Below are 26,998 nucleotides of genomic sequence, written 5' to 3'. Positions count from 1 at the left end.
GGAGAGATTCCCATGAACGAACAAACATTAGAAAAATTACAATATACTGAACTCATCCAACGCGTCGAACGATACTGCATCAGCGGATTCGGACGGAAGTTGTTATGCAACCAGCGTCCGACGAGCCACCTACAAACGGTGAAAAAACGACTGCAAGAGACGACAGAGGCGCGCGCGATTCTCGACGCGACGTCACACGTCCCATTTATCGGCGTGTCCGCGATGGAACCGCTCATCGGGAAAATCAGCCGCGGGATTCAACTTGAGGCGAGCGAATTAGAAGATGTCGCCGAGTTTTTCCGCGGTGCCCGGAAGTTGAAGCGATTCATGACGGAGCAGGCGTTCTTCGCCCCGCTCTTATCCATGTACGCCGGTGAGATGAGCGAGTGGCGTCAGATTGAGGAAGACATTATCCAGTCGATTCGCGGGGGACGCGTCGTCGACGAGGCATCGAAAGAATTGAAGCGTGTCCGTAAGCAAATCGAGATTCTCGAAGGACGGATCGAGGAGCGATTGAGTAAGTTTTTGAAGAGTGCGGCGAACCGGGAAGCGATTCAAGACGGTTTCGTGACGAAAAAACAAGACCGATTCACGATTCCGATCAAGGCCTCGTATAAGCATAAAATCGCCGGGACGATCATCGACACGTCGAGCCGTGGCACGACTGTCTTCATCGAGCCCGAAGCGGTAGCAAAACTGAACGCAGAACTCGTCGTCAAACGGACCGAGGAGGCGGTCGAAATCTACCAAGTGCTCGCCACGCTCACCGGCATGGTGGCCGAGGCGTTACCGACCATCGAGGCGACACTCGACGTCATCGCCCAATACGACATGGTGTTCGCGAAAGGGAAGTATAGCCAAGCCATCGACGGCATCGCCCCGCGCGTGAACGCCATCGGAAAAATCCGTTTGAAACAAGTCCGCCACCCGCTTCTCGAACGAGCGGTCCCCCTCGACTTCTCGCTCGGTGAGACGTATCGCGGTCTCATCATCACTGGACCGAACGCCGGCGGGAAGACGGTCGTCTTGAAGACGATCGGTCTGCTCAGTTTGATGACGATGAGCGGGCTTCATATCCCGGCACATCCGGACACGGACATCTCGACGTTTGACGACGTATTCGTCGATATCGGGGACAACCAGGATATGGGGTCGGCGCTCAGCACGTTCTCGGCCCATATGCATAACGTGGCGAGCATCATGCAGAAGGCAGGGAAGCGATCATTACTATTATTCGATGAAATCGGAAGCGGGACGGAACCGAACGAGGGAGCGGCCCTCGCCATCGCGATTTTAGAAGAGGCATACAAGCGAGGCTGCCTCGTCGTCGCTTCGACCCATTACGGGGAGATCAAAGCGTACTCGGAGATGCACCCGGACTTCATGAATGCAGCGATGCAGTTCGACCCGGACACGCTCGAGCCGAAGTATCGACTGTTGATTGGACAGTCCGGCGACAGTAACGCCTTGTTCATCGCCCGAAAAATGAAACTGCCCGTGAGCATTTTGAAGCAGGCGGAACGCTACATGCATGATAAAACGTATGATCAGTCGCTCGTCGATTCATCACGACTCGCGCAAGAACTCGTCCGACCGGTCATCGAACCGGATGAACGCTTCGAGAAAGGGGATCGGGTCCGCCTGCTCGAGACGGATCAAGTTGGTCTCGTCTATGCGATGGACGAATCGTTACGCCAAGTCATCGTGTATGTCGACGGCGTGTCTAACGATTATCCGCTCCGTCGTGTCCGGCTTGAGGCGAAAGCGCTCGACTTGTATCCGGATGGTTATGACCTCGAGACGTTGTTCGTCGATTACCGGGACCGCAAGGAAGCCCATGACTTTGCCCGCGGTTCAAAAAAGGCGCTCCGTCGCGTCGAGAAAGAGATTCGAGCACGGCAACGAGCCGAACGAGGCGAATGAGAGTATTCGGCAAAGCACTCGGGTAAGGAACAAGGACCGGGAGTCGTCTAATCGTTCGGCTGACGGGTAAGTGTCGGAGGTGGATGGAATGTTTTGGTTGAGCTTATTGTTTGCCATCGGGTTTGCCTTGATCCATTATTTCTCGGGAAACTTGATTCATGTGCGTGAGACGCCGCGCAGTCGTTTTTTATCGCTCGCTGGCGGCGTCGCGGTGGCTTATGTCTTCTTGCACCTCTTACCGGAGTTGAATGAATATCAAGAACAGTTGGAAGGTCATTTAGAGGACGGGCTTTTCGCGTCGGTTGAGAATCATATTCTCGTCGTCAGCATGATTGGCCTGGCCGCGTTTTACGGGCTCGAGCGACTCGCCACACAGATGAGTCGGCGCGGGAGCGGCAGCGTGTTCTGGATTCATATGGCGCTGTTCGTTTTCTATAACTTCAGCATCGGCTATGTGCTCGCCGAGAGTGCGTTCGATAATGCATGGACGATGACGCTTTACTTCTTTGCGCTAGGGATTCATTTCATCACGGTCGACCAAGGGCTGAGACACCATCACAAAGCGATGTATGATCGGGAAGGACGGCTCTTATTGTCCCTTTCGGTGCTCGCTGGGTGGGGCGTCGGCGCGTTCTCGGCGCTCGATGAATTGACGTTGTCCATCATCGTCGCGTTTTTGGCCGGGGGCATCATCTTGAACGTCATGAAAGAAGAGCTGCCAGAGGAACGGGACAGCAGTTTTCGAGCCTTCGCCGTCGGGCTCGTCGGTTATTCGCTCTTATTGTTGGCCATATGAAAAGGCAACCGCCGCGCGGTTGCCTTTTTGCTTACAATGAATTCGTGCTCTGGTCGTCTACGTTGTCATCGTTTGAAGGTGTATCCTCATCTGTGTTCGACCCGCCGAATGGACCACCGTGATGTGGGCCGTGTCCGCCCCGATGACGTCCTCCGCCAAAACCGCGTATCTCGTCTAGGTCGTCATAACTCGTGACGTCGGCGAAGCGCGCCTCATGCTCGGCAAGGATTGAATCGGCCTCTTCTTGCGTCAAATCACCGGATTCGACCGCTGCGTCGAGTTTGGCTTCATGAGACGCGATCATCGCCTCGATGAACTGTTCGATGGTGATTCCTTTCGATTCGGCCAACTCAGGAAGTGACTGCCCTTCCTCACGTGCTGCTGCCACTTCGTCCTCGGTCAACCCGAGCGCCTCGAGTAAGGCGGCTTGTCCGGCTGCCCGGTCACCGAACATCCCGCGCTCCCCGCGTTCGCCGCGCTCACATTGTGTCGTCGTTTCCGTTCCGTCAGTCGTTGTCGTATCGTTCGTGGCGGCATAGACGCCTGTGCCTGAGACGACAAGTAGGCCGGCCAGGGCGATTGCTAATTTATTCATGTCAATCTCCTCCTTTACTACCTCAAGTGTAGGGCGCGACCGTTCAAAAGTTGTGAGGGAGTTGCAAGGTTTTTGCAAATTGTCTTTGGGAAACGATGGGGTCTGTTTCCCGATACGATATAATCAAAGTGGAGGCGATAGAGATGAACGTACTCGTGGTCGAAGATGAACCCAAATTAGCGGACGGACTTGCCCGCTTTCTGACGTATGCTGGTTTTCACGTTCGTGTGGCCGGTACGCTCGCCGAGGCGAAGCGACAGCTTGAGCAACCGTTCGATGCGGTCCTCCTCGACGTGCGCTTGCCGGACGGGGAAGGGTGGACGCTCATTCCGAAATTGAAGGCGTTGCGGCCTGCTCCTGTCATCATCTTGGCGACGGCACGGGGCGAGGCGGATGACCGTGTGTTCGGACTTGAGCTCGGGGCTGACGATTATTTGGTCAAACCGATTGTATTGAAAGAACTCGAAATCCGCCTGAAGCGTCTCGTCAAACAGACGGATGAAATCTCGTTCGGCGACATGACGGTGGATGCTCGCTCCCGGACGGTGACCGATGACGGCCGTTCGATTCGCATGACGAATAAAGAGTATGAGTTGTTGCTCTACTTTTTGAAGCATAGCGGAGAAGCCATCGACCGGAATCGGCTACTTGATGAGGTGTGGGACTATACGTTCGCCGGGGACACGCGCACGGTCGATACGCACGTCAAACAGTTGCGTGACAAGTTGCCGACGATGAAGCGGCAATTGAAGACCGTGCACCGCGTCGGGTATCGATTGGAGGAGGTGCGATGAGCCGGTTGATGAAGAAATTGCTTTGGACCGCGGTCCTCCCGCTCGTCGTCATGGCACTTCTTACATTCACACTGACATCACTGTTGATTGGACGTTTCGCCGAGACGGAGAGCTATGACCAACTGGCACGTGAGGCGGAGATTGTTTATGAGGCGTTCGTGGACGGACGTGGCATCCCTGGACAGCTCGATGTCTTCGTGTTCCAAGACGGAGAGCCAATCAATCTTGAGCGCGGAGGTAGGATGCACCGTCAGAGGATGCCGATGCTCGACCCGAATGCTTTGTCGGAACGGGACACGGTTAGCGTGAACGGGACGCGTTTCTTGACGTTCCTTCGGGAAGAAGGGGATGTTCAAATCGTGACGTATGCACCGGTCCCGCTGTCGAACCCTCAGTTTCGCCAAATTTACGTCATTCTCGGCAGTGGCTTTTTGCTTGCGCTTCTTGTCGCCGTCGGCGTCACGTATTGGATGGGGCGGCGTTTGACGTCCCCGCTCATCGAGCTGAAACATGCGACCGCGTCCATCATGTCGGGTCGGCACGAACTCAAGCTGCCACCGGTGACCGACGACGAGATTGGTGATTTGACGGAAGCGGTCCGGCAGATGAACACATCGCTCGAAGAGAAGGAACGGCTGCAGAACACGTTCATCTCGGGGGTCACGCATGACGTTCGTACCCCGCTCGCCATCGTGCGAAACGAGGCAGAGATGCTCGAGCTCGGAATCGTCAAACAAGAAGATGTGGCCGCGACCGGGCGAAGCATGACCGAGGAAGTTGACCGCATCGACCGGCTCGTCACACAGATGCTCGAGTATTCGAAACTATCGGCTGGGAAGCTGACGCTTACGACCGAGCCTGTTCACTTGAACGAGTTGATTGAAGAAACAGTCTCACGGATGGAAGAGTCGTTCAAGCACAAGCAAGTGACGGTCGCGCTTGAACTCGAAGACGTGACAGTGCAGGCGGATCGGTTGGCGATGGAACGCATTTTGTCGAACTTCCTGCAAAACGCCTATCATGCCAGCCCGGTCGGCGGCATGATCACGGTCCGGCTCACCGAGCGACGACTCGAAATCGAGGATGAGGGACCGGGCATCCCGGAATCGATGCACGCCAACATTTGGAACATGTACGTGAAAGGGGACCAGTCGGATGGGCACGGGCTCGGTCTTGCTATCAACAAGTTGTTGCTCGAGGCGCAAGGGCTGTCGTACGGGATTGAGTCGAGAGAGGGGGCGCTGTTTTGGATCATGTGGGACTAAACTTATTTTTGCGCGGCGTGCGCTTGGAACGGGATCGCATCGAACAACCCGATTATCCGTTCTCGCTACCGATTTTTGATAGGTTTGATGAACTGACGCTCACGAAGCCGGTCACGTTTCTCGTCGGGGAGAACGGGAGCGGAAAATCGACACTGATTGAAGGAATGGCCGTCGCCGCCGGGTTCAATCCGGAAGGTGGGGCGACGACGTTCCGATTCGAAACCGATTCGACACATAGTTCGTTGTTTGAAGCGCTACGGCCAATCCGTGGCGCTTACCGGCCAAAAGACGGATTTTTCCTTCGTGCCGAGACGGCGTATCAACTGTCGAGTTATGTGGATGAGATTGCACGGACGTCTCCCGATCCGGAACGGTTCTATTCGTCCTACGGCGGTCGGTCGCTCCATGAGCAGTCACATGGCGAGGCGTTTCTGTCGCTCATGCTCCACCGTTTCCGGGGTAAGGGGCTTTATATATTGGACGAGCCTGAGGCCGCTTTGTCCCCGATGCGACAGTTGACGATGCTCGCTCGGATGCATGAACTCGTGCAGTCGGGGAGCCAGTTCATCATCGCGACCCATTCGCCGATTCTTATGTCGTATCCTGACGCCGACATTCTCCAAGTCGAAACGGGACTCGAACCGACGTCGTTCGATGAACTCGAGCACGTTCGGGTCATGCGTGACTTTTTGGCGGCCCCGGAACGGATGCAACGCATCTTGTTCGAATAAAACGGTCATCGTGTAAGCGTTTTATTTTTATGTTGACGTCAAGATATCAACGGAGTATGCTAAGGACGAGAAGAAGAAAATCCACTTTGGGATTGTTACTGGTCATGCAGGCAAAACCTAAATTGATGCCGTCCATCCAACTTTAGGGGACCGGCGTGAATTTAGGTTTTTTTCTTTTCAATCGACCCTGAGCGGAGGTGACAAGATTCCATGCACATTTCAAAAGTGTTCAACAACAACGTCGTGGCCATTCAAGCGAACGGTCAAGAACAAGTCGTCATGGGACGAGGGATTGCGTTCCAAAAACGACCTGGTGACGCGATCGATCAAGCGCGAATCGAAAAGATCTTTACGCTCGAGAGTAAAGAGAGCCACGAACGGTTCGTCCATTTTTTAAATGAGATGCCGGGTGAGGAAATGGAGACGGTGAAGCAAATCGTCAAACTCGCCGAAACAAGGCTCGAAAAGACGGTGCACGACTCGCTCTATGTGACGCTCGCCGACCATATTCATTTCGCCCTCAGCCGTTATCGCGATGGAATCGTCATCCGAAACCCGCTCGTTTGGGAAGTGAAACGGTTTTATGGACCTGAATTTTCAATCGGGAAAGAAGCGGTCGCGCTCATCAACGAGCGACACGACGTCGTCCTCAATGAAGATGAGGCCGTCGCCATCGCCCTTCATCTCGTCAATGCGACGATGTCTGGCGCGAAGGGTGAGAACTTACACCTTGTGACCGAGATGACGAAAGCGACCCAAGCGATCCTGACAATCATCACGTACCATTTTCAAATCGACTTAGATGAAGAGTCGCACGCCTACTCCCGGTTCTTGACCCATCTCAAATACTTCGTCCAACGGCTCGCCTCGAAAGAGCCGGTGAAGACCGGAGGCGATGAGACGCTGTTTGAGATGGTGAAGCTGCGCTATCCTGACGCCTATGAATGCGTCGAGAAAATCGCGGGCTTGATCGCCTCGAAGTACAACTATGAGGTGTCGACCGATGAACGGCTCTATATGATGATTCACATCGAAAATTTAATGAAAGAAAGACGATCCTAAGGATGGTTACTGATGATGCAGGCCAAACCTAAATGACGCTACGCGATGTAGACGTTCATTTAGGTTTTTCTTTTTACCTCAAACTGAAGGAGTGAGCAAGATGAGCCAATACAAGGCCCTCGCCGACGATATCATTCGTCACGTCGGCGGGAAAGATAACGTCAAAAGCGTGTTCCACTGTGCGACACGGTTACGTTTCAAATTGAAAGATGAAAAAAAGGCCGACCCGGAGACGCTGAAACAACACGATGGCGTCATCACGGTCGTCCAAAGCGGCGGCCAGTTCCAAGTCGTCATCGGCAACAATGTACCGTACGTCTATCAAGACGTCGTCGCAGCCGGAGGTTTTCAAACGTCATCGAATGAGGAAGAAGAGAAGACGGGCGTGTTCAATCGCTTGATCGATGTGATTGCCGGTATCTTCACCCCGATTCTCGGCCCGATGGCCGGGAGCGGGTTGTTGAAAGGATTGCTTGCCATTCTCGTCGCCCTCGGTCTCCTAACGCAAGACATGGGGACGTACATCGTCTTGAACGCAGCGGCCGATGCCCTCTTCTACTTCCTGCCGGTCATCCTCGGACACTCGGCTGCGAAGAAGTTCGGTGGGAACCCGTATATCGGGATGATCATCGGGGGAGCGCTCGTCTATCCGGCCATCGTCGCGATGCAAGGTGCTGGCGAGACGCTCACGTTCCTCAATTTACCGGTCGTGTTGATGAGTTATGCGTCTTCTGTCATTCCAATCATTTTGGCGACGTACGTCTCGTCAAAAGTGGAGACGTTCTTCAACAAACGGACGCATGAGGCGGTCCGGAACTTCACGACCCCGATGATGGCGCTCCTCATCGTCGTACCACTCACGTTCCTCGCCATCGGTCCGGTCGCGACGTATGCGAGCCAAGGGCTTGCGAACGGGTACTCGTTCCTTTACGGATTAAGCCCGATCGTCGCCATCGCCTTCATCGGCGCGTTTTGGCAAGTGCTCGTCATGTTCGGTCTGCACTGGGGGCTCGTGCCGATCATCATCAACAACTTGGCCGTCGTCGGGATGGATACGATCGTCGTCGGTGTGCTCATGGCGACGTTCGGTCAAGTCGGGGCGACGCTCGCCATCACGTTGAAAGCGCGCGACCCGAAAACGAAAGGACTCGGCACATCCTCTTCCATCGCGGGTGTGTTCGGCATCACAGAGCCGGCGATTTACGGTTTGACCCTTCCCCGGAAAAAGCCGTTCGTCTTTGGGATGATTGGCGGGGCGGCCGGTGGTGTCGTCGGCGGGATGCTCGGTACGGCAGCGTACGCGATGGGTGGACTCGGTGTGTTCAGCGTCCCGGTCATGATTCCGGCGACCGGCCTCGACATGACGTTTTACGGGGCGCTCATCGGCATGGTCGTCGCGACGGTCGTCTCGTTCGGTTTGACGTTCGTGTTGCATAGAGAAGTGGCACCGACAGAAACGCCGCGCGTCGAACCGGCACCGGTCTTGGCCGATCACGTCGGTACGCCTGTCTCTTCACCCGTGAAAGGAGAAGTCGTCGCACTCGACACGGTACGGGATGAAGTGTTCTCGAGCGGGGCGATGGGCAAAGGCATCGCCATCATGCCAAGTGAAGGCGTCGTCTACGCACCGTTTGACGGAGAAGTCGTCACGATTTTCCAGTCGAAACATGCGATTGGCTTACGCTCGGACAGCGGCGTGGAAGTGCTCATCCACGTCGGCCTCGACACCGTTCAGCTCGAAGGGCAACATTTCGAGTCACACGTCGAGAACGGGCAACGTGTCAAGGAAGGGGACGTGCTCGTCACGTTCGATTTAGAGGCGATTGCAAAAGCCGGTTATGACACGATTACGCCGGTCATCGTCACGAACACAGGAAATTATTTAGACGTCTTACCGACACATATCGGGGTCGTCGAACCAAATCATGACGTCTTACGCGTCTTAGCTTAAAAGGAGGAAATGGACATGAAACAAGTAGCGAAGAACTTTTTATGGGGCGGTGCCACAGCGGCCAACCAATTTGAAGGTGGATATCAAGAGGGCGGGAAAGGGCTTTCCATCGCGGACGTCATGCCAGGTGAGAAAGACCGGATGCGAATCATTCACGATCCGTCGTTCGATTTTGCTCTCCACGAAGACTATACGTATCCGAACCATGAAGGCATCGACTTCTATCACCGTTATAAAGAGGATATCGCCTTGTTCAAGGAGATGGGGTTTAAGACGTTCCGGATGTCAATCGCCTGGTCACGCATTTTCCCGAACGGGGATGAAGTGGAGCCGAACGAGGAAGGACTCCAGTTTTATGACCGCGTCATCGATGAACTCGTCGCACAAGGGATCGAACCGCTCGTCACGATCTCACATTACGAGATGCCCCTCCACTTGGCGACAGCATACGGTGGTTGGCGTGACCGTCGCCTCGTGACGTTCTTCGAGCGTTACAGCCGCGTCCTGTTCGAGCGTTATCAAGGCAAGGTCAAATATTGGCTCACGTTCAATGAAATCAACGGCGCCCAGTTCATGCCGATGCTCAGCCTAGGGATGGCAATCCGTGAAGGGGACGACCAGTTGCAGTTGACGTACCAAGGACTTCACCATCAGCTCGTGGCGAGCGCACTCGCGACGAAGGCGGCCCGCGAGATTGATCCCGCTGCGCAAGTCGGCTGCATGCTCATCGCGGCGCCGGTCTATCCGTATAGCTCGAACCCGGAAGACATCTGGTACGCCCACGACGCCGAGCGGATGATGAACTTTTTCTGTGGCGACGTGCACGTGCGCGGCGAATATCCGTCGTTCGCGAAGCGCTTCTTCCGTGAGAACGGGATTGAACTCGTCATCGAAGACGGGGACCTCGATACGTTGAAAGCGAACACGGTCGACTTCTTCTCGCTCAGTTACTACATGTCGCGGACGGAGAAGGCGGAGAAGACGGAAGCCGAGGCGGCCGGGAACATCATGAGCGGTGTGAAAAACCCGTATCTCAAAGCGAGCGACTGGGGCTGGGAAATCGATCCGATGGGACTCCGCGTCATCTTGAACAAACTGTATGAGCGTTATGCGCTCCCGCTCTTCATCGTCGAGAACGGTCTTGGGGCGTATGACAACGTCGAAGCGGACGGTTCGGTCCATGACGATTATCGGATCGGGTACTTGCGTGACCATTTGAAGGCGATGGTCGAGGCGATTGAGGACGGCGTCGACGTCATCGGCTACACGAGCTGGGGCTGTATCGACCTCGTCAGTGCGTCGACGGGTGAATATAGCAAACGATACGGGTTCATCTATGTCGACAAGCACGACGACGGGTCAGGGACGCTCGAGCGTTCACGGAAAGATTCGTTCTTCTGGTATCAAGACGTCATCCAGACGAACGGGGCAAGCCTGTTCGAAGATGAGACGGTTAAATAAAAAGGAGCGGCCGCGGCCGCTCCTTTGTTATGACTTGGTAATTTTACGCAGGACGATGATGGCGATGCTGATTCCAAACGCAATCAGCATATACGTGGCGATTTCAGTCCAGATGCCCATCAAGCCTCCTCCTCGACAAACACGGCGAGTTCGCCTTGCGGCATGGCGACGAGCAAGTACTCATCTCCCCCGAGCGGGCGGGCGTCCCCTGCCTGCCAGCTCTCGAACTGTTCATGGAAACCGTTGACGAATAACGTGCGGCCAGACTCGAACGTCAACTCGAGATGTGGATATTCGTCGCCTAGACGGACGTGACGCACCCGTTCGCGCCGCAATTCGATGAGACGTTGCAGTTGTAGCGCCTCATCGAATAAGGTGTCCGCGGTATGGACGTGCCAAGGCCCCTCGATGGAGAGCCAAGCCTCATGGTCGTCCCCGCGCTTGAAGTAAAGCAGGTGGTGGTTCGGTCCAGACCCGAAGTCGATCCCAACGAACGACGTCGTGCTGAAGAGATGCGTTAAAATTGTCGAAGCTTCACTATTTGTAGTACGGGTCACGCTTCCACCTCGCTTTTATTTTTTAGTTAGGTATCTCTATCATTTCACGGTAGCGCACTAAAGTATACGAAAACATTATGTAAAATGGGAACAAGTAATAGATTGGAAAATCTTTCAAATAACTTAAAAGTTTGGTCAGTGATTGGGCAAACGATGTCCCACCTCTCCCGATTCATTCTATAATGGAGGAAGAGAACAATTTGGAGAAATGAGGGGACAAGATGGTATACGGGATATGGCTTGGCGGTATCGTCTTCATCACGATCGTCATCAACGTACTGCGTCTGTTGACGACCCCGTTGTTGAATCGCTGGTTGCTCGTTGGGGCGAGCGGTCTCATCGTCATTTGGCATGGCGTCTTGTTTGATTTTTATGACTTTCATTGGTCGGTACTTCTCCTCATCGTGACAGGTCTCGTCTGTTTTGAATGGAGAGGCATGTTTGCGGCCATCGTCACGAGCTGGCTTCTCGTCTATAGCCAATCGGGGATGCTGTCGTTCCCCCTCTTGTTCAGTTATTTTTTCTTCGGTCTAGGGGCGGCCCTCTTATTCGGGTACATCAAGCAGCTGAAACGGGAGCGGTCGGAGCGGCTACATATGCTGACCGGGAGCTCCCGGCAGTTGAACGTGTTCCGGGAAGTCAGTTTCACGATGCAAGATACGCTTGATTTGGACCGGTTGTTGCAGACGATTTTGACGTCGGTGACGGCGGGGCATGGTCTCGGGTTCAACCGCTCCATCATCTTTTTTGCCGACCCTGAGAAAGACAGCATTTATGGGGTCATGGGGACGGGACCGATGAGCCCTGAGGAAGGGTTTCAGATTTGGGAAGAGATCACGCGCCAACATTTCGACCTTCAAAGCCTGATTGACGAGAAGGAAACGGGCACGAGCCATGACGAACAGTTGAACGAACGGATTCGTAAGATGCGCATCCCGTTCGACGGCGAGCACGTGTTCAGACAGACGCTCGACACAGGGCGACCGATTCATGTGTATGCGAGCATCACGGACGACCCGGTGCTCCGGATGTTGCACGCGGAGCTACAGATGGATGAGTGTACGATTTTTCCGCTTCACCATCAAGGCATTCCATACGGACTGCTCGTGATCGATAACGTCGTCAATAAGAAGCCGATTACGCCGCAAAAGATTGACGGCGTCCGGCCCATCGCCGAACAGGCATCGCTCGCCTTGCATCAGACGACGCTCTATCAACGAATCGAGACGCTCGCCTTGCGCGACGGCCTGACCCGTTTGAAAAACCATCGCTCGTTCGAACAAGACTTGGACGTATTGTTCCGTGAATGTGCGGACGAGGAGCTATCGTTAATCGTCATGGACATCGATCACTTTAAACAGTACAACGATACGAACGGACACTTAGCGGGCAACGAACTGTTGACACGCCTCGCGAGCGTGATTCGCCGTAGCGTGCCGGATGAACAGATGGCGTACCGCTTCGGCGGCGAAGAGTTCGTCGTCCTGTTACCGAAGTTTGATGAAGTCGAGGCGACGCACGTGGCGGAAACGATTCGGGCGGCGGTGCTGAAGACGTCGTTCACGTACGGGGAAGCACAGCCCGGTGGTCGGTTGACGCTCAGCTTCGGGGTCGCCTCGAAGCATACGCTCCGTCACCAGACGAGCGAGCAGTTGATTGAATGCGCCGACCAAGCGCTCTATGCGGCCAAGTCACGTGGGAAAAATCAAGTGTGCCGCTGGGAAGGAGTGCCGCTATGAATGAGTTCAGTGTCATGGTCATGGCGGTCGTCTTCGTCGGGACGTTGTTGTTCACGAGCCGACCTTGCTATCGTTTGATTTTACGCTCGATCGCGAAACGGGAAGCGGCCCGTCTCAACGTCTCCTTACAGGACGTCTCGTTCTCGTTCGACCAAATGGTGTATTTCATCGCCTTGCCGACGACGATTCCGACGGCACGCGACGCCTCGATTGACGAATTGGTCATCGAACCTTATTACGAGTCGTACTTTTTTCCGGAAGTGAATGGTGTCCAAGTGTCGATTCGGACGGGGCATGAAACGATTCCCGTTGCGTATTTGCCTCTCCACGACTTTAGCTTGCCGCTGTTGGATCGGTATTTGGAGACACGGATTATCGATGAACGAACGAATCGAATCATTCGGGCCCATATGATCCTTCATGAACGGACGGCGCAAGCGATTCGTGAGGAAGTGTACCAACAGCTTCATGAGGACCGGGCTGCACAATGAAAAGGGTTTCGCTCACGCACTGTGAGCAAAACCCTTTTAGACGTTCAACATATGAAACCGAGCCGCGCCGATCAAGTTCGCCTCGTTAAAGTGCGCGCACGTCTCGACGTCGATTCGGAACGTCCCAAACGCGTCACACAATGTATCGAGGTGTCGCTTGATCCCGTCGCGAACTTCCGGGCGACGGCTGATGCCGCCTCCGATCAAGATGCGTTCCGGGTCGAGGCTGAATTGGATATTGTATAGGCCAATCGCGTTCCAACGATAGAAACGCTCCAACTCTTCTTGAATGGCAGCGTCGGTTTGGAGCGCAAAGATGTCTTGTCCAGACAGCGGTCGCCCGAGGCGGTCGCTGCAGCGTTGGACGAGGGCGGCGGTGGCCCCGATCTTGCTCCACGTCCCGTCCGGATGAGGGAGCGACGGGTCGAGAATCCAGTAGCCGAACTCGCCTCCGTGGAAGTGGGATCCAATCATGACGGCCTGCTTGTCGACGAACGCGCCACCGACGCCTGTGCCAATCACGACTGTCGCATAACGTTCGATCGAGGCGGCGGCCCCGGTCCATCCTTCGGCGAGGGCGGCCGCGTTGGCGTCATTCAAGACGGTGACCGGTAACGCGTAGCGCTCCCGAAGGGCGTCGAGGAATGGACGGTCATGGATGTATTGTACTGCGCTGATCCCATGGATGACACCGGCTGTAGAGTCGACCGCGCCGGGCGCGCTAATCGCGAGTCCATCGATGGCTTGTGTCATCTTGATCTCGCTGACGATGGCGTCAAGTTGTTCGAGGAATGCGTCCCACGTCGCTGGGGTCGGGACATGATCGCTCGCGTGAAGGGTGCCGTCCGCGTGGACGATCCCGTATTTGATGCTCGTACCACCAATGTCGATGGCTAAATAGTGTTGCATGGCTTTCTACTCCTTTATATGGGGTGACAAGCGTTATTATGCCATATTTTCAGAGGATGGTATGATAGATAAAGAAAAATACACAGAATCTCAAGATATGGGGAGGAGTTCGGTGGACGTTCACATTCAGCAAGCAGGGTATGAGGCACGTCAAGCGGTGATTGAAGAAATCGAGTTCGACGTCCGGCCCGGAGAAATCGTCGGGATGATTGGTTCGAACGGGGCCGGGAAGAGTACGACGGTCTCCTGTCTGACCGGGACGATTCCATGGATGCGCGGGACGGTGGACATCGGTCGCTACGCCTACATCCCGGAACAGCCGGTCTACTATGATTATTTGACGCTCGCCGAACACATCGCCCTCGTCAGCGAACTGAGCGGCGTGTCAGATCAGACGCGGACGGCGATGCTCCTTCGAATGTTTCGGCTTGAATCGGTACAAGACGATTACATCGCCTCGTTTTCAAAAGGGATGAAGCAAAAGGCGATGATCCTCTTGGCGCTCATTCAAGAAGCGGGCTATTTGCTCGTGGACGAGCCGTTCGTCGGGCTCGACGCGACGACGACGATTCAGTTGCTTCGTCTGCTCGAAGAAGAGCGTCGGCGCGGCACGGGCGTGTTGCTCGTCACCCACGTGCTCGACACGGCCGAACGATTGTGCGACCGTTTCGTCTGGATCGATAACGGGCGCATGCTCGCGAGCGGGACGAAACAAGCGATTCGAGCGGAGCTCGGGACGGACGGTGCCTCGTTGTTCGAGATGATGGAAGATGTGGTGATGCGATGACGGTTCGAGACGTCTGGGTTCGGCGTGTCCGGACCGACTTGACCAAACGATGGAAGACGTGGCGGTTACTGTTCGATTGGACGATTGTCCTTTACGGGGGCATCCCGCTCACGTTCTTTCTCGGCTATCAATACGTAGCGATGTGGCAAGGCGCATATCCGTGGCTCATGGACGTCCCGATGCTTGCATGGGCGGCCGGCCTCCTGTTGATTCAGCTGCACGATCACTTCTTCGCATGGATCGAACGAGCGGACGTCGCTTTAGTCGCGAACCGTGACTTGGTCTCGGCCATGAAACGGTATTCGGTCGGGTATCATCTCGCCGGTATGGGCATGAAGTATACGCTCGTCCTCGGATTGATGGCACCGGTACTTAAGCTTCACGGATGGTCGATCGTGTCGCTCGTCGCGTTCGGTTTCGCGCTCTTCGTCGTTGCGTGGCTGCACATGTGGCTGCGCTATCTGCTTGATATGAAGGGAACCCATTGGTCGCTCCGGCTCCTCGTGCCGGTCGTCACGTTCTCAAGCACATACGCGCTCCTCGCAGACATGCCGCTCCTTGCGGTCGTCCTCGGCAGTGGCAGTGTCGCCTTGGCGCTTGTTTCGGGAGAAGGCTGGCTCTCGCGCCACCCGTTCATCAGCCGCGAGGTCGAGCATGCCGCGCGTGTCCGGACAGCGTTCGACCGATCGCTCTTATCGACGTCAGGCGCCTTTGAGAAACCGAACACGCGAAAGCGGCCGTACTATCGGCCTACCCCGAATCGGTTCGGGTCCGTTCGGCGCACGCTCGCGCTCTTGCTGTACATCCGCACGCCGAGCCACCGTAATCTGTGGTTACGGCTCATCCCGCTCGCGGTCACGGGGTTTCTGCTCGTGCCGAGCTGGTTCAAGTTGCTCATCCCGTTATATATCGGGTACGTCGGGATTCAAGAACGGGACGCCTTCTTAAACGAGATGGAGCGTCATCCGTTCTTCCGCATGACCCAAGGAAGGACAGACTGATGACTGAACAACAATATGAACGCTTGCTTCAAATCGAGACGGCGAAACCCCAACAAGGCTTCCCCGCATCGGTCGAATATCATCGCTATGAGCCGACGCCGTACGAGGCGCTCGACTTGTTGCGGGACGCCTATCCGCTCGCGGCGACGGACACGGTCGTCGATTTCGGCTCCGGGAAAGGACGGCTCCCGTTTTATCTGGCTTACACGTTCCGTGTCCGGGCCATCGGCGTCGAGATGGACGGCGGCTTCCATGAGGCGGCGCTTGACAACTGGATCAACTATTCAAAAAAGCATCATACCCGAGGCAGCGTTCAGCTCATCCATGACTACGCCGAACGCTTTACGATTCCGTCCGAGGCGAACCGGTTTTACTTCTTCAACCCGTTCTCGGTGAACGTGTTCCGTGACGTCGTCTCGAACATCATCGCGTCAGTCGAGCGATCGCCACGTCCGGTTGATCTCATCTTGTATTACCCGGCAGACGAGTATTTGCATTTTTTAAATGATGAGACACCGTTTCAATACGTGCAAGGCGTGCGATTGCCACTCAAAAATCTTCATGAGCGGTTTCTCATCTATCGATTTGATATGATGGAATCATCTTGGTGATTGAGGAGTGAATCGGATGAAGAAGAAAGAGATTTTGGAAGCGTATCGTTGGCGTCAAGCGACGAAAGAGTTTGATGCAGACCGCAAGATCGAGGAAGACGATTTTGAATTCATCTTAGAGACGGGCCGTCTGTCGCCGAGCTCGTTCGGTTTCGAGCCGTGGCAGTTCGTCGTCGTCCGCCGCGAAGACTTGCTGCAAAAGATTAAACAGCACGCTTGGGGCGCGCAAGGACAAGCGCTCACGGCGAGTCATTTCGTCTTAATCTTGGCGCGCACCCCTGAGGCGATGCGCTACGACTCGGACTATATCCGTCACATCGTCACGGACGTCCAAGGGCGGACGGAGGAGGAGTATGCGCAACGAATCAAGCGTGTGCAGGCGTTCCAAGAAACCGATTATCGTCTCCTTGACGATGCGCGTGCGTTCCAAGAGTGGATCAAGCGCCAGACGTATATCCCGCTTGGTAACATGATGACGGCCGCAGCCCAAATCGGGATCGACTCGTGCCCGATCGAAGGGTTCAATCAGGCCGAGATGGACGAGTTGTTAGTCACAGAAGGTGTCATGGAACGGGGCGCCTGGTCCCTCTCGGTCATGGTCGCGTTCGGACATCGTGCCCGTGACTTCGCACCGAAGACACGCCGCGACTTCAACGAGGTCGTCAAATACATCGGATGAAAAAAGGCTCAATCGCCTCGAAGCGATTGAGCCTTTGCTTATTTCCAGTCGGTGATGCGGTCGATTGGGAAGCGGACCGATTGGTAGCCGTCTTCCGCGGCTTTTCCGATTGAGAGGAGCATGACCGGGAGGTAACGCTCTTTCTCGAGACCGAACGCCTCGGCGATGTTCTTCTTGTCGTAGCCACCGATTGGGTTCGTGTCGTAGCCGTGGGCCCGGGCGACGAGCATGAGCTGCATCGCGACGAGGCCGGAGTCGAGTAAGATGCTGTCCTTGATTGCCTCTTTTGGTGCATCTTTGTAGATGCCTTTAATCATGTCGACTTGACGGTCGCGTACTTCTGGCGGCATGAGGCCACGTTCGACGGCCGTGTCAAAAATCTCTTCCGTGTAGTCGGCCATTTGATAATCGGCGAAGATGGCGATGACGGCCGCAGACGTCTCGACTTGGCGCTTGTTGAAGCTTGCGAGTGGGAGGAGCGTGTCTTTGCCTTCTGCGCTATCGATGACGACGAAGCGCCACGGTTGTAGGTTAAGTGAAGACGGAGCCGTTGTCGCCTCCTCCAAGATTTGCGTCATCTCGTCTTTCGAGATTTTGACGTTCTCATCGTAGACGCGAATCGAGCGGCGCCCTTTCACGATCTCCATAAAGTCTTTCTCGGTCGTTGTGTTCATAGTAACGTCTTCCTTTCATGTTGAATGTTTGTTTGTAATGTATTTAAGTGGTCGAGTAGGCGGTGTTGATCTTCTACCTTCATGTTTACAAAAAGTCGATTCGATAAGCACTTCTTTTGCTCGGTCCAATGTGCGATTTGTTCGTGGCCGAGTTCCGTCAATTCGACGTAGATGACACGGTTGTCTTTCAGGCAACGGTCACGCCGGATGAGGCCGTCTGCCTCGAGTTGCTTCAAGTGCCGTGTGACGGCTGCGTGGTCGACGTCGACCCGTTGTTGCAGCTCGCGTTGTTTGAGCGGACCGATGTGATAAAGGTTGCTCAATAAATCGAATCGAGTCAAGCTCAGCCCGTCCATTTCGGTATCGAACACTTGGCCGAGTTCTTTTTGAATCGTCATGATTTGGTAGAGGATCTCGTCGCTGAGCGAACAGGAATCGCGCATCGGCAGTCCTCCTTGGTCATTGATGCATCAATCATTGATAGGTCACACAATGAATGCTACCGCCTTCGCCTACATATTTCAAATAAAAAGTTTTGAAAAACCTGTTGCCAAACTGTTATATAATAGTCTATATTAAAGTCAATTGATATATAACAATGAATGCGAGAGGATGTGAAGGCTTGGAACAGTATAAGCAACTAGGAACTTATCGCGTACATCGGAAGCTGCTCGACTTCGTTTCGGCTCGTGTATTGCCGGAAGCGGCCACGCGCCAGCAATTTTGGCAAGGGGTCGAGCGCATACTCGACGAATTCATTCCTCGAAATGAGGCGCTGCTCCATGAACGTGAATCGTTTGAGCGACTGTTACAGGATTGGTACAGCGACCACAAACACAATTTCGATGTGAACGAGTACGAACGTTTCCTTCAATCGATCGGTTACATCGAGCCGGTCGTCCCAGACTTTCAAATCGACGTTTCGAACGTCGACTTGGAGATCACACAACAAGCCGGACCGCAACTCGTTGTCCCGCTCGACAATGCGCGCTACGCCTTGAACGCAGCCAACGCAAGGTGGGGAAGTCTCTATGACGCCTTATACGGAACGGACGTGATTGATGAGTCGGACGGTAAAAAGACGAGGGGTTATAACCCGATTAGAGGCGCGGCCGTCATCGCCTACGCCAAACAGTTTCTCGACGATACGTTCCCGCTCCGAGAAGGGACGCATCGTGAGGCGGAAGGATACAGCGTCGAGGGTGATGCCGCTTATGCCGTCTTGAACGGGAAACGGGTTCCGTTCCGACAAGACTGTTTCGTCGGCTACACCGGCGCTCCGGAGTCTCCGGACCGTCTGCTGCTCGTCCATAACGGCCTCCATGCCGAGCTGAGATTCAATCGCCATCATCCGGTCGGAAAAAGCGATCCGGCAGGGCTCGTCGACATTGAACTCGAATCGGCACTATCGGCGATTGTCGACTGCGAGGACTCGGTCGCAGCCGTCCGGGCTGAAGACAAAGTTCACCTTTACGAAAACTGGCTCGGATTGATGGACGGCACGCTCGAAGCGACGTTCAAAAAAGGGGACCGCGCGCTCACGAGGACGTTGAACCCCGACCGGTATTATGTCGGGACGGACGGACGCGAAGTCGTGTTGCCAGGACGAGCCTTGCTCTTTATTCGAAACGTCGGGCATTTGATGACGACGGACTTGATGCTCGACGACGTGGGACGTGAAGTACCGGAAGGCATCTTAGATGGCATCTTCACGGCGCTCATTGCGAGCCGTCAGCTTGAGGCCAAGCTTAACTCCCGTGAACGTTCCATTTATATCGTCAAACCGAAGATGCACGGGTCGCAAGAAGTCGCCTTCACGAACGACCTGTTCGATGCAATCGAGGACTTGATTGATGTGCCGCGCCAAACAATCAAGGTCGGGGTGATGGATGAGGAGCGGCGGACGTCGCTCAACTTGAAGAATTGTATTGAGCGTGTGAAAGGACGTATTGTCTTCATCAATACCGGATTCCTCGACCGGACCGGGGACGAGATTCACACGTCGCTCACGCTTGGACCGATGCGCCGAAAAGGTGAAATGAAGACGTCAGAGTGGCTTGACGCCTACGAACGTTTGAACGTCCGCGTCGGACTTGGAGCAGGTTTTCACCGCCGCGGCCAAATCGGCAAAGGGATGTGGGCGATGCCGGACCAGATGAAAGACATGATGCGGGACAAGGTCAATCATGTGCGGTCAGGCGCCACGACAGCCTGGGTGCCGTCACCGACAGCGGCGACACTACATGCGCTCCATTACCATCAAGTCGATGCATCCGGTGTCCAACGTGAGCTATTGGACGCACCGTTCGACACAGCGCGTGAACAGTGCCGTCTCCTCGAGATCCCGTTGGCGACGGACGTATATGCGGCAGAAGAAGTGAACGAGGAACTCGAAAACAACTTACAAGGATTGCTCGGTTACGTCGTCCGCTGGGTCGAACAAGGGGTCGGTTGCTCCAAAGTGCCGGACATTCATCATATTGGGTTGATGGAAGACCGGGCGACGCTTCGCATCTCGAGCCAACACGTAGCCAATTGGCTGTACCACGGTGTCTGTACGAAAGAACAAGTCGAAGCGACGCTCCGGCGTATGGCCGAGGTCGTCGACGCGCAAAATGCGGGAGATCCGCATTATCGTCCGATGACGCCTGACGTGGAACGCTCGCTTGCCTATCAGGCCGCGAGAGACTTGGTGTTCCAAGGTAAGGATTCGCCGAGCGGGTATACGGAGCCGATCTTACATCGGCGCCGTCGTGAATTCATCGAACAGTCGACACTGGAAAATGTAAAAGGAGGAGCATCATCATGACAACGAAAAAACTTGAAAGTGAACAATTGATTGAACGCTGGGTCGTCCGCCGCATCGTCTCGGGAGAATCGACCGCGACGCTCGCCAATACGGCTTTCGTCTATGGCAATGATTTGATGCGCCTCATCCTCGATCGCACAGACGGCTCACTCCAAATCATGAGGGAACCGGTCGAGGAGGTTGTCGTCTTCCGAAAGCCAGAGGAGCGGGACGAGGAGAACGTCTGCCGCTGTTGCGGGATGGAACATTCGACGTTCAAAGCGGCGCTCGAATGTTGTGCTTATTTGGATTAAGCGCGCACTATCTGTTATATAACAAATGATAATAAAAACAACTAATATAAAACAGGAGGAATGGAAATATGAATGAACAGCGGATGCAACTTGAAGGGATTTTTCAGTCAGAACGGTTTGAAGGAGTCGAACGCCCCTATAGCGTCGATGACGTCATGAAGCTGCGAGGGTCAGTGTTGATTGAACACACCCTCGCGACAAAAGGAGCGGAACGTTTATGGGAACTGCTCCATCAGCGCGATTACGTGCATGCCCTTGGCGCTTTGACAGGGAATCAAGCGATTCAACAAGTGAAAGCCGGATTAGAAGCGATTTACTTAAGCGGCTGGCAAGTCGCTGCCGACGCGAACCTTTCCGGGCATATGTATCCAGACCAAAGCCTGTATCCGGCCAACTCGGTACCGAGCGTCGTCAAACGAATCAATCAGGCGCTTCAGCGTGCCGACCAAATTCAAACGGCAGAAGGGAAAGGCGATACACATTGGTTCGCGCCAATCGTCGCCGATATGGAAGCCGGGTTCGGCGGCGTGTTGAACGTTTTTGAACTGACGAAAGCGATGATTGAGGCGGGAGCGGCCGGTGTCCACCTCGAAGACCAACTGTCTTCGGAGAAGAAGTGCGGACACCTCGGCGGAAAAGTGTTGCTGCCGACACAGACGGCCGTGAAGAACTTGATTGCGGCACGGCTTGCGGCCGACGTCATGGGTGTGTCGACAATTATCGTCGCCCGGACAGATGCACATGCGGCGAACTTGATCACGAGTGATATCGATCCGGTCGACCACCCGTTCATCGTCGGTGACCGGACACCGGAAGGATTCTATCGGACCGAAGCGGGCATCGAACAAGCCATCGCCCGTGGTCTCGCCTACGCACCTTACGCCGACCTCGTCTGGTGCGAGACGTCGGAGCCGGATTTGGACGAGGCGCGCCAATTCGCAGACGCGATTCACGCCAAGTATCCGGGAAAACTGCTCGCCTACAACTGCTCACCGTCGTTCAACTGGAAGAAGAAGCTGTCGGATGACGAAATCGCCACGTTCCAACAAGAGATTGGGGCGATGGGGTATAAGTTCCAGTTCGTCACACTCGCCGGTTTCCACTCACTCAACTTCGGCATGTTCGAGCTCGCCCGCGGCTATAAAGACCGGGGTATGGCGGCTTATTCCGAGTTGCAACAAGCGGAGTTCAGTGCTGAACAGCATGGCTACACGGCGACGCGTCACCAACGCGAAGTCGGGACCGGTTACTTCGACGAAGTGTCGCTTGTCATCTCGGGCGGGGAGTCGTCAACGACGGCACTCGCCGGCTCGACCGAGGCCGAACAGTTTGAGGTGAAATGACATTAAAAAAGATGGCGCCGCGACGGGCGCCATCTTTTTGTAGTTAACGAGGAATCGTGAGCACTTGTCCGACACTGATTAAATTGACATTCGTGATGTTGTTGGCAGCGGCAATCTTGGCGACGGTCGTGTTATAGGCTGTTGCGATCTTATAAAGCGTATCACCCGACTTGACGGTGTATTTCACGGTTGTCGGAGTCGTTGTCGTACCTGGGATGATTAATTTTTGACCGACGTAAATCAAGTTATAGTTCGTGATTTTGTTGGCAGCAGCGAGGGCAGAGACGGTGACACCGTAAGCCCGGGCGATGCTATAAAGGGTATCCCCCGATTTGACGGTATACGTTTTAGCGGTCGAGGTCGACTGGAGAGCAAGCAATTGCGAGACGGTGACGAACTTGTACCCTTTCGCTTTCAATTGCGAGATCATCGTCGGCAAGGCGAGTGGTGTACCCGGTGCGCCGGCGCCTGTGTGCATCAAGACGATTGAGCCAGGTTTGATGTTCGTTTGGACTTTCGTATTGATTTGACTGGCGGTGAGCCCTTTCCAGTCGATTGTGTCGATGTTCCATTGAATCGTGTAACCGTAGCCGGCAGCACCGACTCCGTTCAAGACAGCGCTATTGACGGCGCCGAACGGGGCTCGGAAGATCGGTTTCGTCGTTTTGCCGGTAATGGATTTGACGAGCGCTTCTGTCCGGTCGAGTTCCGACTTCATTTGGGTGGCGGTCAATTTTGTGAAGTCCGGATGGGTGTAGGAATGGTTACCGAGTTGGTGACCTTTGGCTGCGATGTTTTTAATGTATTGGGGATGGTGGTTGGCGCCCGATCCAGTCAAGAAGAAAGTGGCTTTGACGTTGTTCTTGGCAAGTATGTCCAAAATCTTGTTCGTGTTCGCGCCATCCGCCCCGTCGTCAAACGTCAACGCCACGACTTTACTGGTGGTATTCACGCTCGTGATGAATTTCGAAGCGGCGGCATCCGCCGATTTTGGATAAGTGACTAACGGTGCCAGCATGATCAACAAGGCCATGAGTACACGTACGATCCTGCTCTTCATTTTCCTTCGCCTCCATTCATGGTGTATGTATCTTGGTGTCAAGGCTTTCCAAATATTGAGCTGTATATATATTTTATATACCCCATTTCAGATGATTCCATCAAAAAACCTAAATTTAGACAAAGGAATTTTTGGCGTCCATCTCTCAAAATATGTGTGTAATTTATGAGCGGAGGACGTCGCAAATATCACACAATCCTCACACATTTCCTGAAAAAGGATGGTATCATGAACAAAGTGTGAACCATGTAAGCGATTAAATAGGGGGATGTATGATGAAACGGACAATGATGAAACTGAGTTTAGCGACTGGTCTTGCTGGTGTTTTGATGCTCGGGGCTTGTGGGACGGAAGAGGTGGATCACGCATCTGAAACCGTTCAATCCATGGAGCCTGTCGAAGCCGAATTGAACGTACCGGCGACAGCTGACAAGGAGGAAACCGTCACCTTGTCGGTTCGTGTCACGCAAGACGGCGAGGCGGTCGACGATGCCGACGAAATCAAATTCGAGGTATGGAAGAACGGGGCGAAAGAAGACAGCGAGATGATGAAGGCATCCCTGACGGAAGACGGGGTATACGAAGTCGAGACGACGTTCGCTGACGAAGCGGTCTATACGGTGCAAGTCCATGTGACGGCGCGGTCGATGCACACGATGCCGACGACGAACGTGACGGTCGGTCATCCGGAAACGGCGGCTGAAGCCGAAGAAACGAGCGATCATCATCACCACGCCGGCGCTGAGATTGTGCTTGAACCGAAACAAGCGACGGTGAACGAACCGCAACCGTTCAACGTGAACGTGGAGATTGATCACGAGATGCTGACAGGGGCTGACGTCCAACTCGAGGTATTCAAAGACGGGGCTGAAAAGCATGAATGGGTGAAACTTGAGGAAGCGGACGGTGTGTACACAGGGGAGCACACGTTCACCGAGGCGGGCCCATACAACGTCCAAGTCCATGTGACGAAAGGACATGACATCCATGAACACATCATGGAGACCATCGAGGTCAAATAAAAAAATCGATCGGCCGCGGCCGATCGATTTTTCTTATGCGTTCTGATAGAGTGACTCGACTTGCTGTTGCAGCGATTCGTTCTCGAGGAACTCATCGTACGTCGCTTCCTTGTCGACAATCCCGTTCGGCGTCACTTCGATGATGCGCGTCGCAATCGTCGAGATGAGCTGATGGTCATGCGAGCTGAAGAGGAGCACGCCTTTGAACGACTCGAGGCCGTTGTTGAGCGCTGTGATCGACTCGAGGTCCAAGTGGTTCGTCGGATCGTCGAGGACGAGGACGTTCGAGTTCGAGAGCATCATTTTCGAGAGCATGCAGCGCACTTTCTCGCCCCCTGAGAGGACCGATGCTTTCTTCATGACTTCTTCGCCTGAGAAGAGCATGCGTCCGAGGAAGCCGCGAAGGAACGTGTCCGACTCGTCTGCTGGTGAGAATTGGCGTAACCAATCCAAGATGCTCTTATCCGAGCCTTCGAAGTATTCTGAGTTGTCTTTCGGGAAGTACGACTGTGTCGTCGTCACGCCCCATTTGACCGTACCTGTGTCTGGCTCCATCTCACCCATGATGATTTTGAAGAGCGTCGTGATGGCGACGTCCGAACGGCCGACGAATGCGACTTTGTCCGTCTTGTTCAATGAGAACGTGACGTTGTCAAGTACTTTCACACCGTCAACCGTCTTCGAGACGTTGTCGACGTAGAGCACGTCGTTCCCGATTTCACGTTCCATCGAGAACCCGACGAACGGGTAGCGACGTGATGACGGACGGATATCGTCGAGCGTGATTTTATCGAGCAACTTCTTACGCGACGTCGCTTGACGCGCCTTCGAGGCGTTCGAGCTGAAACGGGCGATGAAGTTTTGAAGCTCTTTGATCTTTTCTTCTTTTTTCTTGTTCTGGTCGTTGGCCATGCGTGAAGCGAGTTGGCTCGACTCGTACCAGAAATCGTAGTTTCCGACGTACAACTGGATTTTCCCGAAATCGAGGTCGGCCATGTGTGTACACACTTTGTTCAAGAAGTGACGGTCGTGGGATACGACGATGACCGTGTTCTCGAAGTTGATCAAGAACTCTTCGAGCCATTGGATCGCCTTGAGGTCAAGACCGTTCGTCGGCTCATCGAGGAGAAGAATGTCAGGTTTGCCAAAGAGTGCTTGCGCAAGGAGGACTTTGACTTTCTCGCCCCCTGTGAGCTCGCTCATGAGCTTGTGGTGGGACGCGTCCGTGATGCCGAGTCCTTGAAGGACCATCGCAGCTTCTGATTCAGCTTCCCAACCGTTCATCTCGGCGAATTCGCCTTCGAGTTCGGCTGCACGCATGCCGTCTTCGTCAGAGAAATCTTCCTTCATATAGATGGCGTCTTTCTCTTTCATGACTTGATACAAACGCTCGTGGCCCATGATGACCGTCTCGAGTACCGCTTGGTCTTCGTACGCATAATGGTCCTGTTTGAGGACGGCGAGGCGTTCGCCTGGTGAGAAGCTGACGTCACCTGTTGTCGTCTCTTGCTCGCCGGCAAGAATTTTCAAGAATGTTGACTTCCCGGCGCCGTTTGCGCCGATCAAGCCGTAACAGTTGCCTGGTGTGAACTTGATGTTCACGTCTTCGAACAACTTGCGTCCACCGAATTGGAGACTTACGTTATTTACTGTAATCATGTATAGGATCCCTCGTTTTTCTGATTAGTTTACGACGTGTATTGTATCACGTTTTTTGAAAACGCGCAGGCATGGGTAAATATGAAACAAAAGTTGACGCAATTCGTATACCTTGCTATAGGGGGAATGACCATGAAAACATCAATCTCGCTTCGTGAAGCGTGGAACAACCATTATCGGAAAGACTTTTTTCGCCTGCTCGTCCTTTTCATCGTGACGAGCATCGCGTCTTACTTCATCTTCCGCTCGTTCGTCACGAGCGATCAAATCGACGAAATCTTGATCCAAATCGGCGACATGTTCGAGTCACGTGGTCTGACGTTCGATACGAGTCCGTTCGACACGATGGTCGCGCTCTTCGTGAACAACACGCGCGTCGCCTTGCTCGCTTTCGTACTCGGCATGATTCCGCTCTTCATCCCGTATGCGTTCGTCGTCATCAACGCGGCCATCATCGGGCTCGTCGCCATGATTGTCGCCTTTGCGGGTGAATCTGTCTTGAGAGTGCTTGCGCTCGGCATTTTGCCACACGGTATCACGGAGATTTCAGCGATTCTGCTCGGCGCGGCGATGGGGTTGTCGCTCAATCGGCACATCTGGCAGAAGATGCAGGGGAAAGAGACGGACGTCACGTTAAAGGCGCTCTTTTTCGTCGGGTTGAAGATGTTTCTCGTCGTCGTCGTCCCGCTCCTCGCCATCTCGGCGGTCATCGAGGCGTATGTGACGCCGCTCTTGTTACAGTAAAATAGGCATTCAACGTGTAACGAAGAAACTGAAAACTTTAAA

Annotated in this window: 26 protein-coding genes; 19 read left to right on the top strand and 7 right to left on the bottom strand. The window is 54.3% G+C overall.

Going from position 1 to position 26,998, the window contains the following annotated elements; genetic code table 11:
* Positions 1-12 precede the first annotated feature (12 nt).
* Both RT52_RS09275 and RT52_RS09270 read left to right on the top strand, forming a co-directional pair.
* Entirely contained in the window at positions 13-1,923 is a 1,911-nt protein-coding gene (locus RT52_RS09275; RefSeq protein ID WP_034816871.1) for an endonuclease MutS2, read from the top strand.
* Positions 1,924-2,011: 88 nt separating this feature from the next.
* Entirely contained in the window at positions 2,012-2,719 is a 708-nt protein-coding gene (locus tag RT52_RS09270; protein WP_034816869.1) for a membrane protein, read from the top strand.
* A 31-nt stretch (positions 2,720-2,750) separates the two neighbouring features.
* Here RT52_RS09270 and RT52_RS09265 read toward each other — a convergent pair whose 3' ends face one another.
* The gene (locus tag RT52_RS09265) at positions 2,751-3,314 is read right to left on the bottom strand and encodes a hypothetical protein (RefSeq protein ID WP_034816868.1); all 564 of its coding nucleotides are present in this window, start codon (positions 3,312-3,314) and stop codon (positions 2,751-2,753) included.
* Between the two features lie 143 nt (positions 3,315-3,457).
* Between RT52_RS09265 and RT52_RS09260 the strand changes: the two genes are divergently transcribed.
* The 6 genes from RT52_RS09260 to RT52_RS09235 all read left to right on the top strand — a co-directional run bounded on the left by RT52_RS09260 (position 3,458) and on the right by RT52_RS09235 (position 10,578).
* Positions 3,458-4,108, top strand: a complete 651-nt coding sequence (locus RT52_RS09260) for a response regulator transcription factor (protein ID WP_034816866.1) — start codon at positions 3,458-3,460, stop codon at positions 4,106-4,108.
* On the top strand, positions 4,105-5,373 hold the full coding sequence (locus RT52_RS09255) for a HAMP domain-containing sensor histidine kinase (RefSeq protein ID WP_034816864.1): 1,269 nt from the start codon (positions 4,105-4,107) through the stop codon (positions 5,371-5,373). Before RT52_RS09260 ends, RT52_RS09255 begins: the two co-directional genes overlap by 4 nt.
* Positions 5,364-6,104, top strand: coding sequence for an AAA family ATPase (locus RT52_RS09250; protein WP_200871114.1), 741 nt, complete (start codon positions 5,364-5,366; stop codon positions 6,102-6,104). Before RT52_RS09255 ends, RT52_RS09250 begins: the two co-directional genes overlap by 10 nt.
* A 210-nt stretch (positions 6,105-6,314) precedes the next feature.
* A complete protein-coding gene (gene licT / locus RT52_RS09245; RefSeq protein ID WP_034816862.1) occupies positions 6,315-7,166 on the top strand; it encodes a BglG family transcription antiterminator LicT in 852 nt (283 codons plus the stop codon).
* Positions 7,167-7,266: 100 nt separating this feature from the next.
* Complete coding sequence (locus RT52_RS09240; RefSeq protein WP_034816860.1) at positions 7,267-9,117, top strand: beta-glucoside-specific PTS transporter subunit IIABC; 1,851 nt, start codon at positions 7,267-7,269, stop codon at positions 9,115-9,117.
* 9 nt (positions 9,118-9,126) lie between these two features.
* Entirely contained in the window at positions 9,127-10,578 is a 1,452-nt protein-coding gene (locus tag RT52_RS09235) for a glycoside hydrolase family 1 protein (RefSeq protein ID WP_034816859.1), read from the top strand.
* 119 nt (positions 10,579-10,697) lie between these two features.
* On the opposite strand, the gene RT52_RS16030 is transcribed toward RT52_RS09235, so the two are convergent.
* Positions 10,698-11,135: a DUF6188 family protein gene (locus RT52_RS16030; protein WP_051690326.1), complete on the bottom strand. Its 438-nt coding sequence runs from the start codon at positions 11,133-11,135 to the stop codon at positions 10,698-10,700.
* 221 nt (positions 11,136-11,356) lie between these two features.
* On the opposite strand from RT52_RS16030, the gene RT52_RS16025 reads away from it, so the two are divergent.
* Together RT52_RS16025 and RT52_RS09220 are read left to right on the top strand one after the other, a co-directional pair.
* On the top strand, positions 11,357-12,874 hold the full coding sequence (locus RT52_RS16025; RefSeq protein ID WP_051690325.1) for a GGDEF domain-containing protein: 1,518 nt from the start codon (positions 11,357-11,359) through the stop codon (positions 12,872-12,874).
* Positions 12,871-13,365, top strand: a complete 495-nt coding sequence (locus tag RT52_RS09220) for a hypothetical protein (RefSeq protein WP_034808044.1) — start codon at positions 12,871-12,873, stop codon at positions 13,363-13,365. Before RT52_RS16025 ends, RT52_RS09220 begins: the two co-directional genes overlap by 4 nt.
* 36 nt (positions 13,366-13,401) lie before the next feature.
* On the opposite strand, the gene RT52_RS09215 is transcribed toward RT52_RS09220, so the two are convergent.
* Entirely contained in the window at positions 13,402-14,274 is an 873-nt protein-coding gene (locus tag RT52_RS09215) for an ROK family protein (RefSeq protein ID WP_034816858.1), read from the bottom strand.
* A gap of 112 nt (positions 14,275-14,386) precedes the next feature.
* Here RT52_RS09215 and RT52_RS09210 point away from each other — a divergent pair, with 112 nt between their 5' ends.
* From RT52_RS09210 to RT52_RS09195, 4 genes are read left to right on the top strand one after another with little or no spacing between them, the layout of a single operon-like run.
* On the top strand, positions 14,387-15,061 hold the full coding sequence (locus RT52_RS09210; protein WP_156028804.1) for an ABC transporter ATP-binding protein: 675 nt from the start codon (positions 14,387-14,389) through the stop codon (positions 15,059-15,061).
* On the top strand, positions 15,058-16,062 hold the full coding sequence (locus tag RT52_RS09205) for an ABC transporter permease (protein WP_034816856.1): 1,005 nt from the start codon (positions 15,058-15,060) through the stop codon (positions 16,060-16,062). The genes RT52_RS09210 and RT52_RS09205 overlap by 4 nt, the downstream gene beginning before the upstream one ends.
* Complete coding sequence (locus tag RT52_RS09200; RefSeq protein ID WP_034816855.1) at positions 16,062-16,673, top strand: class I SAM-dependent methyltransferase; 612 nt, start codon at positions 16,062-16,064, stop codon at positions 16,671-16,673. The genes RT52_RS09205 and RT52_RS09200 overlap by 1 nt, the downstream gene beginning before the upstream one ends.
* A gap of 16 nt (positions 16,674-16,689) precedes the next feature.
* The gene (locus RT52_RS09195) at positions 16,690-17,352 is read left to right on the top strand and encodes an NAD(P)H-dependent oxidoreductase (RefSeq protein WP_034816854.1); all 663 of its coding nucleotides are present in this window, start codon (positions 16,690-16,692) and stop codon (positions 17,350-17,352) included.
* Positions 17,353-17,390: 38 nt separating this feature from the next.
* On the opposite strand, the gene RT52_RS09190 is transcribed toward RT52_RS09195, so the two are convergent.
* Both RT52_RS09190 and RT52_RS09185 read right to left on the bottom strand, forming a co-directional pair.
* Entirely contained in the window at positions 17,391-18,026 is a 636-nt protein-coding gene (locus RT52_RS09190) for a nitroreductase family protein (RefSeq protein WP_034816853.1), read from the bottom strand.
* Entirely contained in the window at positions 18,023-18,469 is a 447-nt protein-coding gene (locus tag RT52_RS09185) for a MarR family winged helix-turn-helix transcriptional regulator (protein ID WP_034816852.1), read from the bottom strand. The genes RT52_RS09190 and RT52_RS09185 overlap by 4 nt, the downstream gene beginning before the upstream one ends.
* Positions 18,470-18,648: 179 nt before the next feature.
* On the opposite strand from RT52_RS09185, the gene RT52_RS09180 reads away from it, so the two are divergent.
* The 3 genes from RT52_RS09180 to aceA all read left to right on the top strand — a co-directional run bounded on the left by RT52_RS09180 (position 18,649) and on the right by aceA (position 22,471).
* Positions 18,649-20,835 carry a malate synthase G gene (locus tag RT52_RS09180; protein WP_081852687.1) on the top strand — a complete coding sequence of 729 codons (2,187 nt, stop codon included), beginning with the start codon at positions 18,649-18,651 and terminating at the stop codon, positions 20,833-20,835.
* Complete coding sequence (locus tag RT52_RS09175; protein ID WP_034816850.1) at positions 20,832-21,128, top strand: hypothetical protein; 297 nt, start codon at positions 20,832-20,834, stop codon at positions 21,126-21,128. The genes RT52_RS09180 and RT52_RS09175 overlap by 4 nt, the downstream gene beginning before the upstream one ends.
* A gap of 68 nt (positions 21,129-21,196) precedes the next feature.
* Entirely contained in the window at positions 21,197-22,471 is a 1,275-nt protein-coding gene (gene aceA, locus RT52_RS09170; RefSeq protein ID WP_034808062.1) for an isocitrate lyase, read from the top strand.
* Between the two features lie 43 nt (positions 22,472-22,514).
* On the opposite strand, the gene RT52_RS16020 is transcribed toward aceA, so the two are convergent.
* Positions 22,515-23,531: a polysaccharide deacetylase family protein gene (locus tag RT52_RS16020; RefSeq protein ID WP_051690323.1), complete on the bottom strand. Its 1,017-nt coding sequence runs from the start codon at positions 23,529-23,531 to the stop codon at positions 22,515-22,517.
* A gap of 275 nt (positions 23,532-23,806) precedes the next feature.
* Between RT52_RS16020 and RT52_RS09160 the strand changes: the two genes are divergently transcribed.
* Positions 23,807-24,553 carry a FixH family protein gene (locus RT52_RS09160; protein ID WP_034808066.1) on the top strand — a complete coding sequence of 249 codons (747 nt, stop codon included), beginning with the start codon at positions 23,807-23,809 and terminating at the stop codon, positions 24,551-24,553.
* A gap of 33 nt (positions 24,554-24,586) precedes the next feature.
* Here the strand turns inward: RT52_RS09160 and RT52_RS09155 are convergent, their stop codons facing one another.
* On the bottom strand, positions 24,587-26,212 hold the full coding sequence (locus tag RT52_RS09155; RefSeq protein ID WP_034816849.1) for an ABC-F family ATP-binding cassette domain-containing protein: 1,626 nt from the start codon (positions 26,210-26,212) through the stop codon (positions 24,587-24,589).
* Between the two features lie 132 nt (positions 26,213-26,344).
* Between RT52_RS09155 and RT52_RS09150 the strand changes: the two genes are divergently transcribed.
* Positions 26,345-26,956, top strand: a complete 612-nt coding sequence (locus tag RT52_RS09150) for a stage II sporulation protein M (protein WP_034816848.1) — start codon at positions 26,345-26,347, stop codon at positions 26,954-26,956.
* The last annotated feature ends 42 nt before the right edge of the window (positions 26,957-26,998 follow it).

The organism is Exiguobacterium alkaliphilum 12/1 (assembly GCF_000714435.1).
In the GTDB taxonomy this organism is placed as follows: domain Bacteria; phylum Bacillota; class Bacilli; order Exiguobacteriales; family Exiguobacteriaceae; genus Exiguobacterium; species Exiguobacterium alkaliphilum.
The sequence above is the reverse complement of the archived record's forward strand: the minus strand, read 5'-3'. Positions and strand labels throughout refer to the sequence as shown.

Coding starts and splice junctions, on each gene's coding strand:
- RT52_RS09235 (WP_034816859.1), top strand. CDS start 9,127: ATGGACATGAAACAAGTAGCGAAGAACTTTTTATGGGGCGGTGCCACA.
- RT52_RS09220 (WP_034808044.1), top strand. CDS start 12,871: ATGAATGAGTTCAGTGTCATGGTCATGGCGGTCGTCTTCGTCGGGACG.
- RT52_RS09265 (WP_034816868.1), bottom strand. CDS start 3,314: ATGAATAAATTAGCAATCGCCCTGGCCGGCCTACTTGTCGTCTCAGGC.
- RT52_RS09240 (WP_034816860.1), top strand. CDS start 7,267: ATGAGCCAATACAAGGCCCTCGCCGACGATATCATTCGTCACGTCGGC.
- RT52_RS09205 (WP_034816856.1), top strand. CDS start 15,058: ATGACGGTTCGAGACGTCTGGGTTCGGCGTGTCCGGACCGACTTGACC.
- RT52_RS09275 (WP_034816871.1), top strand. CDS start 13: ATGAACGAACAAACATTAGAAAAATTACAATATACTGAACTCATCCAA.
- RT52_RS16020 (WP_051690323.1), bottom strand. CDS start 23,531: ATGAAGAGCAGGATCGTACGTGTACTCATGGCCTTGTTGATCATGCTG.
- RT52_RS09200 (WP_034816855.1), top strand. CDS start 16,062: ATGACTGAACAACAATATGAACGCTTGCTTCAAATCGAGACGGCGAAA.
- RT52_RS16025 (WP_051690325.1), top strand. CDS start 11,357: ATGGTATACGGGATATGGCTTGGCGGTATCGTCTTCATCACGATCGTC.
- RT52_RS09215 (WP_034816858.1), bottom strand. CDS start 14,274: ATGCAACACTATTTAGCCATCGACATTGGTGGTACGAGCATCAAATAC.
- RT52_RS09260 (WP_034816866.1), top strand. CDS start 3,458: ATGAACGTACTCGTGGTCGAAGATGAACCCAAATTAGCGGACGGACTT.
- RT52_RS09160 (WP_034808066.1), top strand. CDS start 23,807: ATGAAACGGACAATGATGAAACTGAGTTTAGCGACTGGTCTTGCTGGT.
- RT52_RS09270 (WP_034816869.1), top strand. CDS start 2,012: ATGTTTTGGTTGAGCTTATTGTTTGCCATCGGGTTTGCCTTGATCCAT.
- RT52_RS09195 (WP_034816854.1), top strand. CDS start 16,690: ATGAAGAAGAAAGAGATTTTGGAAGCGTATCGTTGGCGTCAAGCGACG.
- RT52_RS09155 (WP_034816849.1), bottom strand. CDS start 26,212: ATGATTACAGTAAATAACGTAAGTCTCCAATTCGGTGGACGCAAGTTG.
- licT (WP_034816862.1), top strand. CDS start 6,315: ATGCACATTTCAAAAGTGTTCAACAACAACGTCGTGGCCATTCAAGCG.
- RT52_RS09255 (WP_034816864.1), top strand. CDS start 4,105: ATGAGCCGGTTGATGAAGAAATTGCTTTGGACCGCGGTCCTCCCGCTC.
- RT52_RS09175 (WP_034816850.1), top strand. CDS start 20,832: ATGACAACGAAAAAACTTGAAAGTGAACAATTGATTGAACGCTGGGTC.
- RT52_RS09190 (WP_034816853.1), bottom strand. CDS start 18,026: ATGAACACAACGACCGAGAAAGACTTTATGGAGATCGTGAAAGGGCGC.
- RT52_RS09185 (WP_034816852.1), bottom strand. CDS start 18,469: ATGCGCGATTCCTGTTCGCTCAGCGACGAGATCCTCTACCAAATCATG.
- aceA (WP_034808062.1), top strand. CDS start 21,197: ATGAATGAACAGCGGATGCAACTTGAAGGGATTTTTCAGTCAGAACGG.
- RT52_RS09150 (WP_034816848.1), top strand. CDS start 26,345: ATGAAAACATCAATCTCGCTTCGTGAAGCGTGGAACAACCATTATCGG.